We start from the raw sequence: 12,801 nt of genomic DNA on the forward strand, positions 1-12,801 counted from the left end.
GTGTGCGCATGACGACCATCGAGAGCTTCCCGCCTGGCACGCCGATCTGGGTCGACCTCCAGTCGTCCGACCAGCCGGGCGCCGTCGCGTTCTACCGCGCCTTCTTCGGGTGGGATGCGCCCGACGCCGCCGCCGAGACCGGCGGCTACTCCATCGCGACCCTTCGCGGCATCCCCGTCACCGCGATCGGTCCGCTCCCCGCGGGTGTCGAGCGGTCCGTGTGGACGCTCTACTTCGCCGTCGCAGACATCGATGCGTCCGCCGCGGCCGCGACGGCCGGCGGTGGGGCCGTGCTGCTTCCGCCGGGCGACCTCGCACCCGGCGTCCGGCTCGCGATCGTCGCCGACCCGGCCGGTGCCGTCTTCGGCCTCTGGCAGCGGGAGCAGGATTCGCCCTGGCTGCGCGACGAGCCCGGTGCCGTCGACTGGCTGGAGCTCGTCGAGCACGGGGTGGAGGGGTCGTTCGCCTTCTACGTCTCCGTGCTGGGCGTGAGCGTCAGCGAGATGCGCGTCGGCGACGCCCCGTACGGGTTGTTCGACGTCGGTACGACGAGCGTCGCGGGCGCCACGGAGGCCCCCGAGGGTACGACCGCGCACTGGCTCGTCTACTTCACCGTCGCCGAGCTCGACGAGGCGCTGGAGCGGTTCGTCGCCCTCGGCGGGACGGTGCTGGAGCAGCCCATCGCGGCGCCCGGTGTCGGGCGCTGGGCGGTCGTCGCCGACCCGCAGGGAGGCGGGTTCGCGCTGCTCGAGCCGGAGCGCCCGGCGGGCTGAGACACCGGCACCGTCTGGTAGACTCCTCAGGTTGCCGTCTAACGGCCGCGGAGAAAGAGAGCCCAGGCATCAGGCCCCGGGCACCGCGCAACGAACAGGAAGGGGATCCCGTCTATGGCACTGGATGCTGATATCAAGAAGGCGATCATCGAAGAGTACGCTACCCACCCCGGTGACACCGGTTCCCCCGAGGTCCAGGTCGCGATCCTGACCAAGCGGATCAAGGATCTCACCGAGCACCTCAAGGAGCACAAGCACGACCACCACTCGCGTCGTGGCCTGCTTCTCCTGGTCGGTCAGCGTCGTCGTCTGCTGGGCTACCTGTCGGACATCGACATCAACCGCTACCGTGCGCTCATCGAGCGCCTCGGACTGCGTCGCTAGTCTCCGCAGATGTCAGCTCTTCGCTGACACCGCGAACTTCTTCGGGACGGGCCGTCACCTTCGGGTGGCGGCCCGTTCTGTGTGCGCGGACGTCGTCCGCGAGGTCAGCGGTGCTCGGGATCGGTTCCCGGCCGCACGGGGGAGTCGTCGCGGAGGTCGATCCGCGTGCGGCCCTCGTCGCCTTCGCCGACCTCGATGCGGGGTGCGGCATCCTCCTCGGTCGCCTTCGGCGCGGTGGTCAGCTGGTCGGTGCGGGCGTCGTCGTGGTCGGGCGTTTCAGCCATGGTGCTCCTCGGGTCGGTCGGACTCCACCATCCCGCGCCACGGCCCTCCCGACAACCCCTAGTGGAACTGCGGGATGACCAGCCAGATCCCGTAGAGCACCGCAGCGACGCAGATGGCGATGCACACCACGGCCGCGACGGTGGCGAGCGGCGGCCGGTGGAACGTCGCGGCGGCGGCCGGGGCCGTCGAGCGCTCGTCCGAGCCGTCCAGGGGAGCACCGAGCGACAGCAGCCGGAGCGCGAGGGCGTAGAAGCAGACGATCACCACCGTCGCGGCGAGGGCGACGAGGAGCACCACGACGAACGACCCCCAGTCGACCCCGAGGAACTGGCCGGCTCCCGGGTCGTCCGCGGCGTGCAGGATGTGTGTCGCGTTCATCGTGCCTCCGTCCCCGCCGACGCGGTGGCGCGCGCGTCGGGCGTCTGCTCGTCCACGTCGTTCACGTTCTCGCGCGTGACCGGGTGCCGCCGCGCCAGGGCGTAGAGCCCCAGGCCGCCGAGCAGGGCGACCACCGCGACCACGACCAGCCCGAGAACGCTGGTCGACGCGACCCAGGCCGCGAGACCGCCCACGAGCGCGGCGGCCGGCAGCGTGACGACCCAGGCGGTCGCGATCCGTCCGACGATGCCCCAGTGCACGGAGGCGAGCTTCTTGCCCAGCCCGCTGCCGACCACCGCGCCCGAGGTGACCTGCGTCGTCGAGAGCGCGAAGCCGAGGTGCGACGACACGAGGATGGTCGCGGCGGCGCTCGTCTCGGCCGCGAAACCCTGCGGGGACTTCACGTCGGTGATGCGCTTGCCGACGGTGCGCATGATGCGCCAGCCGCCGAGGTAGGTGCCGAGGGCGATCGCGAGTCCGCAGGCCAGGATCACCCACAGCTCGGGGCCGGAATCGGCGCTCTGGTAGCCCGCGGCGATGAAGGTCAGCGTGATGACGCCCATCGTCTTCTGCGCGTCGTTCGTGCCGTGCGCCAGGGAAACGAGCGAGGCCGAGACGGTCTGTCCGTGCCGGAACCCCGCCTCCGCCCCGTGCGCCCGTGCGTTCGCGGTGATGCGGTAGGCCGCGTAGGTGGCCAGCAGCGCCACCAGGCCGGCGACGGCGGGCGAGAGCAGCGCCGGGATGACGACCTTCGTCAGCAGCACGCCCCAGTTCACGGCGTTCAGGCCGCCGCCGATGATCGCGGCGCCGATGAGCCCGCCGAACAGGGCGTGGGTCGAGCTCGACGGGAGGCCGAAGTACCAGGTCGTGAGGTTCCACAGCACGGCGCCGACCAGACCCGCGAAGATCAGGGTCGGTGTGATCTCGACGCCCGATCCGCCCTCCTGGATGATGCCGCCGGAGATCGTCTTGGCGACCTCGGTCGAGAGGAACGCCCCGACGAGGTTCAGCACGGCCGAGATGGCGACCGCCACCCGTGGTTTCAGCGCCCCGGTCGCCACCGAGGTCGCCATCGCGTTGGCCGTGTCGTGGAAGCCGTTCGTGAAATCGAACACGAGGGCGATCACGACGACCAGCACGACGGTGATGAGCACATCCATCTGCGTCCGCCTTCCGTCAGGTTCCCGTTACGGTCTCCTGAGTACGCCGGATCCGGCGGCCGCGTGTGAACGCGGGGTGAACTCTGGCGGTTGCTAGTGTCGGCGTCGTGGCACTCCCGTTTCTGCCGTACGTCGTCGTCGGCATCGTCCATCTCGTCGCGATCGCGGTCGGGGCCGACGGGGCCGTCGCCGCGACGAAGCCGCTGCTCATGCCCGCTCTGCTGTTCGCGCTGCTCCTGGCGCTCCCGCCTGCCGCCCGCCGCTCCGGCACCGCCCTCTGGGCCGGCCTCGGCATCCTGTCCGGCTGGCTGGGAGACGTGTCGCTGATGGACGCCGGGATCGGCTTCCTGATCGGGCTCGGCTTCTTCCTGCTGGGTCACATCGCGTACATCGTGCTGTTCGTGCGCCGGATGCGCGCCGGGCGTCCGCGCTGGTGGTCCGCCGTCTACGCGGTCTGGTTCGTCGCGCTGCTCGTCGTGCTTGCGCCTCACGCGGGCGCGCTGCTCGTGCCGCTCGCGGTCTACGGGCTCACGCTCGCCGTGCTCGGCGTCGCAGGGTCGGCGTGCTCGCCGTGGATCGCCGCCGGGTCCGCCTGCTTCGTCGTCTCGGACAGCCTCCTCGGCCTCGACCGGTTCCTGCCCGGTTTCTCGATGCCGCAGGTCGATCTCGCGATCATGGTCACGTACATCGCTGCGCAGGGCCTGATCGCGTTCGGCGTCGTGCGCCGCGCGCGCTCCGCCGCGCTCGTTCCGGCCCTGGGCTGACGCGGCTACGCGGTCGGCTCGACGGGTCCGTCCGGCGCGTGCCCCGCGTCCATGGTCGCGCGCGCGGCGATCGCCCGGTCGACCAGCGTCGCCGCGACGAGCGCGGCCGCGACCACGGCGATCCCGATCACGACACCCACCAGGCCGATGAGCGGCGACGCGAGGGGGAGCACCAGCACGAGGATGATCGCCGCCGCGGTCTTGAGCGGACGGATGACGACCTCCGGCACCAGCGGGGCGTGCAGCACGTAGAGCATGAGCAGGAACACCGCGACCGGGATGGCGACCGCGTACCCGACGGCCGCGTCGGACGCGGCGTGGTGCCCCGCCCCCGCCTGCACCGCGACCTCCAGCCCCGCGCCGAGCGCCGCCAGCGCGGCGAACACGAAGTAGTGGCCGTACCCCCAGTAGAAGGAGCGCCCTCGCTTGCTCTCCAGCCCTTCGGCCGCCGGCTCGAGGAAGTACAGCCACCAGAGGGCGAACAGCAGCACGAGGCCGGCGATCGCGATGGCGACCAGGGCGGCGGAGACGCCGTGCGCGGCCAGCCCCTTCTGCACACCGATGGCGGAGGCCGAGACGGACTCGCCGAGCACGATGATCGTGAACAGCCCGTAGCGCTCCGCGATGTGGTGCGGGTGCCAGGAGGTCATCCCGGTCCGCTCCGCCCACAGCGGCACCGACAGCTCCAGCACGACGCCGAGCAGGAAGAGCCACGGGCGCATCCCGGGCGGCAGGAAGCCCCAGGCGACCCACAGCACCTGCACCGCGGCGACCCCGCTCGCGTACCGCACGGCCGTGGTGCGGCCGTCGGCGTGCTCGATCGCGGCCCTGACCCACTGCCCGACGAGGGCCAGTCGCATGATCAGATAGCCGACGATGATCGCCGTGAAATCCGACTGCGCGAACGCGGCGGGCACTCCGGCGGCGAGCACCAGCACGCCGCCCATCTGCACGAGCGTCATCAGCCGGTAGGGCACATCGTCGGTGTCGTAGGCGGAGGCGAACCAGGTGAAGTTCATCCACGCCCACCAGATGGCGAAGAACACCATCAGGTACGGGCCGAGCTTCTCGAGCGCGTGCCCCTCCTCGCCGGCGTGGGCGAGCTGGGAGGCGACCTGCGCGATCGCGACCACGAAGGTCAGATCGAAGAGCAGCTCCAGCGGGCTGGAGACGCGGTGCCGCTCCTCCGTCGAGCGACCGGACATCGGGATGCGGAACGCGATGCTCATGTGCGCAAGCATAGGAGGATGCCCCGTCGCGTCCTCGCCGCCGTCACCGCCGTGTACCTGCTCGTCGTCGCGTGGATCACGCTGAACCCGTTCCCGCCGGACCCGCACGGCAACCGCCTGCTCACCTCGCTGCTCGCGCTGTTCGCCGACACCCCGCTGCTGGCCTGGGTGACCTACGACGTCGTCGAGTTCAGCGCGAACATCGTCATGTTCGTGCCGATGGGCGTGCTGCTGACGCTGCTGCTCGGCCGCGAGCACTGGTGGCTCGCGCTCGCGCTCGGCGTCGTCGCGACCCTCACCATCGAATTCGTGCAGCTGTTCCTGCCTGCGCGTTTCAGCGACCCGCGCGACCTGCTGGCGAACACGCTGGGCACGGTCGTGGGCATCGCGATCGTGCTGATGGCCTCGGCCGCCCGGGTCAGACGAGCCCGAACGCGCTGAGCTCGGTGTCGGTGAGCATCCGGGACCGGATCAGGAACCGCTTGCCCTCGGGCGCCTCCACCGAGAAACCGCTGCCGCGGCCGTCGACCAGGTCGATCGTGAGGTGGGTGTACTTCCAGTACTCGAACTGCGACGCCGACATGTAGACGCTGACCGGGTCGATCCCGTCGACGTCGAGATCGCCGAGGTGAACGTCGGAGGCGCCCACCCGGAACATCCCGACCGGGAAGCACATCGGCGAGGAGCCGTCGCAGCAGCCGCCGGACTGGTGGAACATGAGCGGTCCGTGGGTGGCGGCCAGCCGCCGCAGCATGTCCGCTGCGGCGGCCGTGACATCCACCCGCGTCTCGTGCGGGTCCGTCATCGCGACTCCTAGAAGAAGCCCATGGGGCCGTCGGCGTACGAGACGAGCAGGTTCTTCGTCTGCTGGTAGTGGTCGAGCATCATGCGGTGGTTCTCCCGCCCGATGCCGGACTGCTTGTAGCCGCCGAAGGCCGCGTGCGCCGGGTACTGGTGATAGGTGTTCGACCAGACGCGGCCGGCCTCGATGGCACGGCCCGCGCGGTAGAGCTGCGCGCCGTTACGGCTCCACACGCCGGCGCCCAGGCCGTACAGGGTGTCGTTGGCGATCGAGATCGCGTCGTCGAAGTCGCTGAAGCTGGTCAGCGCGAGCACCGGTCCGAAGATCTCCTCCTGGAAGATGCGCATCGAGTTCTGGCCCTCGAAGACCGTCGGCTGCACGTAGTACCCGCCGGCCAGGTCGCCGCCGAGGTCGGCGCGCTCGCCGCCGATGAGGAGTTTGGCGCCCTCCTGCTTGCCGATGTCCATGTACGACAGGATCTTCTCCAGCTGGTCGTTGGACGCCTGCGCGCCGATCATCGTCGACACGTCGAGCGGGTTGCCCTGCTTGATGCGCTTGACGCGCTCCAGGCCGTCGGCGACGAAGCCGTCGTAGATCGAGCGCTGGACGAGCGCGCGCGACGGGCAGGTGCAGACCTCGCCCTGATTGAGCGCGAAGAACGAGAAGCCCTCCAGGGCCTTGTCGTAGAACGAGTCGTGCTCGGCGGCGACGTCCTCGAAGAACACGTTCGGGCTCTTGCCTCCCAGCTCCAGCGTGACCGGGATGAGGTTCTCGCTCGCATATTGCATGATCAGGCGCCCGGTGGTCGTCTCTCCGGTGAACGCGACCTTGCGGATGCGCGGGTGGGAGGCGAGCGGAGCGCCGGCCTCGAAGCCGAAGCCGTTCACGATGTTGAGCACGCCGTCCGGGAGCAGGTCGCGCACGAGGTCCAGCCACACGTGGATGGAGGCGGGCGTCTGCTCGGCCGGCTTCAGCACGACGCAGTTGCCGGCCGCGAGCGCGGGCGCGAGCTTCCACGTCGCCATCAGGATCGGGAAGTTCCACGGAATGATCTGCCCGACCACGCCCAGCGGCTCGTGGAAGTGGTAGGCGATCGTGTCGTGGTCGATCTCGCTGATCCCGCCCTCCTGGGCCCGGATCGCTCCGGCGAAGTAGCGGAAGTGGTCGATCGCGAGCGGGATGTCGGCCGCGAGCGTCTCGCGCACCGGCTTGCCGTTCTCCCAGGTCTCGGCGACGGCGAGCAGCTCGAGATTCGCCTCCATGCGGTCGGCGATGCGGGTGAGGATGAGGGCGCGTTCGGCGACGGAGGTCGTGCTCCAGGAGGGGAAGGCGGCCCAGCCGGCCTCGACGGCGCGGTCCACGTCTGCGGCCGTGCCGCGGGCGATCTCGGTGAACGGACGGCCGGTCACCGGCGTGATGTCCTCGAAGTACTGGCCGCCGGCGGGAGCGACGTAGCGGCCGCCGATGTAGTGGTCGTACCGGTTCGCGTAGCTGACCACGGACCCGTCGGTGCCGGGCTGCGCGTAGACGCTCGGCGATTCCTTCGCGGCCTCCTGGGCCTCCTGGGCGGCGGTCTGCTCGGGGCTCAACGTCATCGAAGTCTCCTTTGACTCGCGCGGCGCGCGTCCATCGCGCACCGTCGCGTCCGACGCTACGCAGCGCAACGTTGCATCCCGTTGCACGCGCCTGCCCTCTGTACATTCGTCACGAATGTGGGCGTTGAACTCGCCAATCACGACATTCGGCACGAATGTCGGCGCGAGGTCAGGACTCGAGGGCGAGGAGGCGCGCGACGACCTGCGCGCGGCGCGGGGAGTGCGGCGGCAGCGCGTGCAGGGCGGCGCGCCAGATCTCGTCGTCGAAGGCGCCGCGCTCGGTCTCGCCCCAGGCGATCAGGAGGTCGGCGGAGCCCGACTCGAGCAGCGCCTCCCGCAGCCGGGCGACGACGTCGTCCCGCAGCTCCTCGAGCCCGGGCGCAGCGGATCCGGGGAGCGGGCCGCCGCCGTAGGCCGCGACCGCCGCGCGGTGCGCGCCGCGCCGCTGCAGGTCGACGACCCCGCCGATATCGGTCTCGAGCGGAGCCGCGAGCCGGTACGGGCGGGCGAGAGGTCCGAGCTCGGGAGCGAGCGACGCGAGCACCCGGCGCAGCCGCACCATCTCGGCGCGCAGCGTGACGGTGCTGGCGGCGTCGCCGTAGACGAGCTCGGCGAGCCGCTCGGCGGACAGGCCCTCGCGGTGCCAGGCGAGCAGGGTCAGCAGCTCGCTGTGCCGGCTGCTCAGCGTGCCCGACCGGCCGTTCGTGCCGGTGAGCTCGCCGGTGTCCCGGCCCAGGATCCGCAGCGACGGGATGGCCGGTCGCGGTCGTTCGCGACGGCTGCGGCCGCGCGCGCTCGACTCCCGCAACCGCTCGATGAGCAGCTCCCGCTCGACGGCTGCGACGGTCGCCTCCAGCATCGGCAGCACGTGCGGCGCGGCGACCTGGTCGCCTCCGGTCACGTCGAGCACCCCGATGATCTCGCCCGTCTCGGGGTCCCGCACCGGCACGGCGGTGCAGCTCCACGGCTTCACCTCGAACGCGTAATGCTCGTCCCCGCGGATCTGCACCCCACCCCCGATCGCCAGGGCAGTCCCCGGCGCAGAGGTGCCGACGTCGCCCTCCGCCCAGGCCGCGCCCGGCACGAACAGCATCCCCTCGGCCTGACGGCGCAGCTCCGGATCGCCCTCGACCCACAGCAGCCGGCCGCGCGCGTCCCCGACGGCGACGACCACGCGGCTGTCCTGCTCGGCCTCCCGCACCAGCAGCTGACGGATGACGGGGAGGGCCGCGGCGATGGGATGCGAGCGGCGCGCGTCCTCGAGGCCCGGACCGTCGAGGAGGAGCGGAGCGACGATCCGCTCGGGATCGAGCCGCGCCTGCTCGGCCCGCTGCCACGATGCGCCGACGACCGGCCGCACCCGCCGGGAGACTCCCTCGTCCATGCGCAGATCGTACGCCGGGTACCGTGGAACGGGTGCAGACGATCCTGAAGGAGCACCCCGACGCGCCAGACCGGTTCTTCGAGGCGGAGGCGGCGGGTCTCCGCTGGCTCGCCGCGGCCGAGGGCGAGGGAGGCGCGCGCATCGTCCGCGTCGCCTCCGTCGAGCCCGGCCGCATCGAGCTGGAGCGCATCGCCGAGTCGCGGCCGACCGCCGATGACGCTCGGGCGTTCGGCGCGGCGCTCGCCGCGACGCATTCATCCGGGGCGGCCGCGTTCGGCGCACCGCCGGACGGCTGGGACGGCCCGCTCTACATCGGCCGCCGCCCGCTGCCCATCGCCCACGAGACGTCGTGGGGCCGCTTCTACGCCCGGGACCGCGTGCAGCCGTACCTCGACATCGCGGTGGAGGTCGGGGGAGTCACGGCCGCCCAGCTCCCCGTCATCCGGGAGGCGGTGGAGCGCGTCGCCTCGGGCGAGCTCGACGACGGCGAGCCTCCCGCGCGCCTCCACGGCGACCTCTGGAACGGCAACGTGCTCTGGGCGGCCGACGGCGCCATCCTGATCGACCCGGCCGCGCACGGCGGCCACCGCGAGACCGATCTCGGGATGCTCGTGCTCTTCGGCCTCCCGTTCCTGGACGACGTGCTGGCCGGCTACGACGCCGCGCGCCCGCTGCGGCCGGGCTGGCGCGAGCGCATCCCGCTGCACCAGCTGCACCCCCTCGCGGTGCACGCCGCCGGCCACGGCGCGGCGTACGGGCGGGCGCTCGCCGAGGCCGCGCGGGCCACGCTGGCGCTCTGACCGCCGCTCGGCGGGGTGCGACTGATAGGATGCTCGTGGTCGGCTGTGTGCCGGCCGCCGGAGCAGGCTGGCAGGAGCTGGTCCTCGGTGGTGGTATCCGGATGCGCGACGAGCGCAGCCGTGTATTTCTACTGATGGCCAGACGGGCTCAGCCCACGCACCCGCATGGGATGCCGCGTACACGTCGGACGTGTCGATCTGCCTGCTCGCTCCTTGGAGAGTCGCGCCCACACGGGGCCGCGACGTTAAACAAAGGAGAAAGACCTCTTGGAAGGTCCCGAAATCAAATTCGCCGAAGCCGTGCTCGACAACGGCCGCTTCGGCACCCGCACCGTCCGGTTCGAGACCGGACGCCTCGCCCAGCAGGCGCAGGGCGCCGTGGCCGCGTACCTCGACGAGGAGACGATGCTGCTGAGCGCGACGAGCGCCAGCAAGCACCCGAAGGACAACTTCGACTTCTTCCCGCTGACCGTCGACGTGGAGGAGCGCTCCTACGCCGCCGGCAAGATCCCCGGCTCGTTCTTCCGTCGTGAGGGCCGCCCCTCGACCGAGGCGATCCTCGTCTGCCGTCTGATCGACCGTCCGCTGCGCCCCTCGTTCGTCGAGGGTCTCCGCAACGAGGTCCAGATCGTCATCACCGTCCTGAGCATCGCCCCGGACGAGTTCTACGACGCTCTCGCGATCAACGCGGCCAGCGCCTCCACCCAGATCTCCGGTCTGCCGTTCTCCGGCCCGATCGCGGGTGTGCGCCTGGCGCTCATCCCCGGCAACGGCCAGCACGCCGACCAGTGGATCGCCTTCCCGAAGGCCTCGCAGCTCGAGGAGGCCGTCTTCGACCTCACCGTCGCGGGCCGCGTCCTCACCAACGCGGACGGCTCCGAGGGCGACGTCGCGATCATGATGGTCGAGGCGGAGGCCACCGAGCACAGCTGGAACCTCATCCAGGGCGGCGCCGTCAAGCCGAACGAAGAGGTCGTCGCACAGGGCCTGGAGGCGGCGAAGCCCTTCATCCGCCAGCTCGTCGGCGCCCAGAACGTCATCGCGCAGCAGTCCGCGAAGGCGATCGCCGACTACCCGGTGTTCCTGCCCTACTCGAAGGAGTCCTACGACAACGTCGCCGGCCTCGCCTACGACGAGCTGGTGAACGTCTACCAGATCGCCGACAAGATCGAGCGCCAGAACGCCGACGACGCCCTCAAGGACCGCGTCAAGGCGGCCCTCACCGAGAAGGTGGAGGCGGGCGTCCTGGACGCCGAGGTCCTCACCCAGTTCTCGGCGGCGTACAAGTCCGTCTCGAAGGTGGTCATGCGCGGCCGTGTGCTGCGCGAGGGCATCCGCATCGACGGCCGCGGCCTGACTGACATCCGTCCGCTCGACGCCGAGGTGCAGGTCATCCCGCGCGTCCACGGCTCGGCGATCTTCCAGCGCGGCGAAACCCAGATCCTGGGCGTCACCACGCTGAACATGCTCAAGATGGAGCAGCAGATCGACTCGCTGTCGCCGGTCACCAAGAAGCGCTACCTGCACCACTACAACTTCCCGCCCTACTCGACCGGTGAGACCGGCCGGGTCGGTTCGCCGAAGCGTCGCGAGATCGGGCACGGCTTCCTCGCCGAGCGCGCCCTCGTGCCGGTGCTGCCGAGCCGCGACGAGTTCCCCTACGCGATCCGCCAGGTGTCCGAGGCTCTCGGCTCCAACGGCTCGACGTCGATGGGCTCCGTCTGCGCCTCCACCCTGTCGCTGCTCAACGCCGGTGTGCCGCTGCGCGCCCCGGTCGCCGGCATCGCCATGGGCCTGATCTCCGACGTCGTCGACGGCGAGACCCGCTACGCGGCCCTCACCGACATCCTGGGCGCCGAGGACGCGCTGGGCGACATGGACTTCAAGGTCGCCGGCACGAGCGAGTTCGTCACCGCGATCCAGCTCGACACCAAGCTCGACGGCATCCCCTCGGAGGTCCTCGCGGGTGCGCTGACGCAGGCGAAGGATGCTCGTACGACCATCCTGAGCGTGCTCAACGCCGCGATCGACGCGCCGGACGAGATGGCCCCGACCGCGCCGCGCGTGATCTCGGTCCAGATCCCGGTCGACAAGATCGGCGAGCTGATCGGCCCGAAGGGCAAGACGATCAACGCCATCCAGGACGAGACCGGCGCCGACATCTCCATCGAGGAGGACGGCACCGTCTACATCGGCGCCGTCGACGGTCCGTCGGCCGAGGCCGCACGCGCCCAGGTCAACGCGATCGCGAACCCGACCAACCCGGAGATCGGCGAGCAGTTCCTCGGAACCGTCGTCAAGATCGCCGCGTTCGGTGCGTTCGTCTCGCTCCTGCCGGGCAAGGACGGCCTGCTGCACATCTCCGAGGTGCGCAAGCTCGCCGGTGGCAAGCGCGTCGAGAACGTCGAAGACGTGCTCGGCGTCGGCCAGAAGATCCTGGTGGAGATCACCAAGATCGACGACCGCGGCAAGCTCTCGCTCGCCCCGGTGATCGCCGACGAGGCCGACACGCACGGCCGCGACGCCGCTTCCGAGGGCCCCTCGGAGCCGGCGGAGGGTTGATCCCCGCTCGCTGATCCAGCACACGAAGGCCGCGCCGACCCTCTGGTCGACGCGGCCTTCGCGCGTTCCCGGCCGCCGAGGCGGCACGAAGTGCACGCGTATGCGCCGAGGCGGCGGACAGTTCGCCGTCTCGGCGCGGGTCAGTCGCGGGTGAGGAGGGGGCGCAGGCGGAACGGGATGAGCTCGCCCATGTCGAGCGAGGTCTCGGCGCGGACGACGCCCTCGGTGGACTGGATGGCGCCGGTGATGCGGAAGAGGTCCTCCGCGTCGCGCGCCAGCACGCGCAGGAGCAGATCAGAGGACCCGGAGAGGCCGTGCGCCTCCACGATCTCCGGGATCCCGGTGAGGTGCTCGACGATCGCGGCGAGCAGCTGCTGCTGCACGTGGACCGTCACGTAGGCGGCCAGCGGATAGCCGGCGGCGCGGGCGTCGATGCGTCGCTCGAACGACAGGAACGCGCCGCTGCGGTCGAGCTCGGCGAGGCGCGCCTGGACCGTGTTCCGGCTGAGCCCGAGGCGGTCGGCGAGGGAGACGTTGGTCGACCGCGGGTCGTCCGCGAGGGCGACGAGGATGCGGCGGTCTGTGCTGTCGAACGTGCGCATAGTGTGAAAGGTAGCACCGCGGCCACGCCGTGAATAGGGCAGTGTGCACGGTCGACACGCCGCTGGTTGTGCGTCCTGATCGC

At 71.0% G+C, this 12,801-nt stretch carries 14 protein-coding genes; 6 read left to right on the forward strand and 8 right to left on the reverse strand.

Annotation, left to right across the window (positions count from 1 at the left end; translation table 11 throughout):
• Positions 1–8 precede the first annotated feature (8 nt).
• Both FHX33_RS03220 and rpsO read left to right on the forward strand, forming a co-directional pair.
• Positions 9–773, forward strand: a complete 765-nt coding sequence (locus FHX33_RS03220; protein WP_021758793.1) for a VOC family protein — start codon at positions 9–11, stop codon at positions 771–773.
• Between the two features lie 114 nt (positions 774–887).
• Positions 888–1,157, forward strand: coding sequence for a 30S ribosomal protein S15 (gene rpsO / locus FHX33_RS03225; protein ID WP_021758795.1), 270 nt, complete (start codon positions 888–890; stop codon positions 1,155–1,157).
• Between the two features lie 104 nt (positions 1,158–1,261).
• Here rpsO and FHX33_RS03230 read toward each other — a convergent pair whose 3' ends face one another.
• The 3 genes from FHX33_RS03230 to FHX33_RS03240 are packed head-to-tail and all read right to left on the reverse strand — an operon-like array spanning position 1,262 to position 2,980.
• Positions 1,262–1,441 (reverse strand): hypothetical protein, encoded by a 180-nt coding sequence (locus FHX33_RS03230; protein ID WP_039921305.1) that lies wholly within the window; start codon positions 1,439–1,441, stop codon positions 1,262–1,264.
• A 58-nt stretch (positions 1,442–1,499) separates the two neighbouring features.
• Positions 1,500–1,820, reverse strand: coding sequence for a hypothetical protein (locus tag FHX33_RS03235; RefSeq protein ID WP_021758799.1), 321 nt, complete (start codon positions 1,818–1,820; stop codon positions 1,500–1,502).
• Positions 1,817–2,980, reverse strand: a complete 1,164-nt coding sequence (locus tag FHX33_RS03240) for an inorganic phosphate transporter (protein WP_021758801.1) — start codon at positions 2,978–2,980, stop codon at positions 1,817–1,819. The genes FHX33_RS03235 and FHX33_RS03240 overlap by 4 nt, the downstream gene beginning before the upstream one ends.
• A 107-nt stretch (positions 2,981–3,087) precedes the next feature.
• On the opposite strand from FHX33_RS03240, the gene FHX33_RS03245 reads away from it, so the two are divergent.
• Positions 3,088–3,744: a lysoplasmalogenase gene (locus FHX33_RS03245; RefSeq protein WP_021758803.1), complete on the forward strand. Its 657-nt coding sequence runs from the start codon at positions 3,088–3,090 to the stop codon at positions 3,742–3,744.
• 5 nt (positions 3,745–3,749) lie between these two features.
• Here FHX33_RS03245 and FHX33_RS03250 read toward each other — a convergent pair whose 3' ends face one another.
• Positions 3,750–4,973, reverse strand: coding sequence for a low temperature requirement protein A (locus tag FHX33_RS03250; protein ID WP_246396865.1), 1,224 nt, complete (start codon positions 4,971–4,973; stop codon positions 3,750–3,752).
• A gap of 18 nt (positions 4,974–4,991) precedes the next feature.
• Between FHX33_RS03250 and FHX33_RS03255 the strand changes: the two genes are divergently transcribed.
• Positions 4,992–5,414, forward strand: coding sequence for a VanZ family protein (locus tag FHX33_RS03255; RefSeq protein ID WP_021758807.1), 423 nt, complete (start codon positions 4,992–4,994; stop codon positions 5,412–5,414).
• Here the strand turns inward: FHX33_RS03255 and FHX33_RS03260 are convergent.
• From FHX33_RS03260 to FHX33_RS03270, 3 genes are all read right to left on the reverse strand, one after another.
• Complete coding sequence (locus FHX33_RS03260) at positions 5,392–5,778, reverse strand: DUF779 domain-containing protein (protein WP_021758809.1); 387 nt, start codon at positions 5,776–5,778, stop codon at positions 5,392–5,394. The two genes, FHX33_RS03255 and FHX33_RS03260, sit on opposite strands and share 23 nt — an antisense overlap.
• A gap of 8 nt (positions 5,779–5,786) precedes the next feature.
• A complete protein-coding gene (gene exaC, locus FHX33_RS03265) occupies positions 5,787–7,370 on the reverse strand; it encodes an acetaldehyde dehydrogenase ExaC (RefSeq protein ID WP_021758811.1) in 1,584 nt (527 codons plus the stop codon).
• A 169-nt stretch (positions 7,371–7,539) separates the two neighbouring features.
• Entirely contained in the window at positions 7,540–8,754 is a 1,215-nt protein-coding gene (locus FHX33_RS03270) for a GAF domain-containing protein (RefSeq protein ID WP_183428155.1), read from the reverse strand.
• Between the two features lie 41 nt (positions 8,755–8,795).
• Here FHX33_RS03270 and FHX33_RS03275 point away from each other — a divergent pair, with 41 nt between their 5' ends.
• Positions 8,796–9,554: a fructosamine kinase family protein gene (locus FHX33_RS03275; RefSeq protein ID WP_338092015.1), complete on the forward strand. Its 759-nt coding sequence runs from the start codon at positions 8,796–8,798 to the stop codon at positions 9,552–9,554.
• 267 nt (positions 9,555–9,821) lie between these two features.
• Positions 9,822–12,116 carry a polyribonucleotide nucleotidyltransferase gene (locus FHX33_RS03280; protein WP_039923538.1) on the forward strand — a complete coding sequence of 765 codons (2,295 nt, stop codon included), beginning with the start codon at positions 9,822–9,824 and terminating at the stop codon, positions 12,114–12,116.
• A gap of 140 nt (positions 12,117–12,256) precedes the next feature.
• Here FHX33_RS03280 and FHX33_RS03285 read toward each other — a convergent pair whose 3' ends face one another.
• Positions 12,257–12,718: an Lrp/AsnC family transcriptional regulator gene (locus FHX33_RS03285; RefSeq protein ID WP_021764742.1), complete on the reverse strand. Its 462-nt coding sequence runs from the start codon at positions 12,716–12,718 to the stop codon at positions 12,257–12,259.
• Between the last annotated feature and the right edge of the window lie 83 nt (positions 12,719–12,801).

Source organism: Leifsonia aquatica (assembly GCF_014190775.1).
In the GTDB taxonomy this organism is placed as follows: Bacteria; Actinomycetota; Actinomycetes; order Actinomycetales; family Microbacteriaceae; genus Leifsonia; species Leifsonia aquatica.

Coding starts and splice junctions, on each gene's coding strand:
- FHX33_RS03220 (WP_021758793.1), top strand. CDS start 9: ATGACGACCATCGAGAGCTTCCCGCCTGGCACGCCGATCTGGGTCGAC.
- rpsO (WP_021758795.1), top strand. CDS start 888: ATGGCACTGGATGCTGATATCAAGAAGGCGATCATCGAAGAGTACGCT.
- FHX33_RS03230 (WP_039921305.1), bottom strand. CDS start 1,441: ATGGCTGAAACGCCCGACCACGACGACGCCCGCACCGACCAGCTGACC.
- FHX33_RS03235 (WP_021758799.1), bottom strand. CDS start 1,820: ATGAACGCGACACACATCCTGCACGCCGCGGACGACCCGGGAGCCGGC.
- FHX33_RS03240 (WP_021758801.1), bottom strand. CDS start 2,980: ATGGATGTGCTCATCACCGTCGTGCTGGTCGTCGTGATCGCCCTCGTG.
- FHX33_RS03250 (WP_246396865.1), bottom strand. CDS start 4,973: ATGAGCATCGCGTTCCGCATCCCGATGTCCGGTCGCTCGACGGAGGAG.
- FHX33_RS03255 (WP_021758807.1), top strand. CDS start 4,992: ATGCCCCGTCGCGTCCTCGCCGCCGTCACCGCCGTGTACCTGCTCGTC.
- FHX33_RS03260 (WP_021758809.1), bottom strand. CDS start 5,778: ATGACGGACCCGCACGAGACGCGGGTGGATGTCACGGCCGCCGCAGCG.
- exaC (WP_021758811.1), bottom strand. CDS start 7,370: ATGACGTTGAGCCCCGAGCAGACCGCCGCCCAGGAGGCCCAGGAGGCC.
- FHX33_RS03270 (WP_183428155.1), bottom strand. CDS start 8,754: ATGGACGAGGGAGTCTCCCGGCGGGTGCGGCCGGTCGTCGGCGCATCG.
- FHX33_RS03285 (WP_021764742.1), bottom strand. CDS start 12,718: ATGCGCACGTTCGACAGCACAGACCGCCGCATCCTCGTCGCCCTCGCG.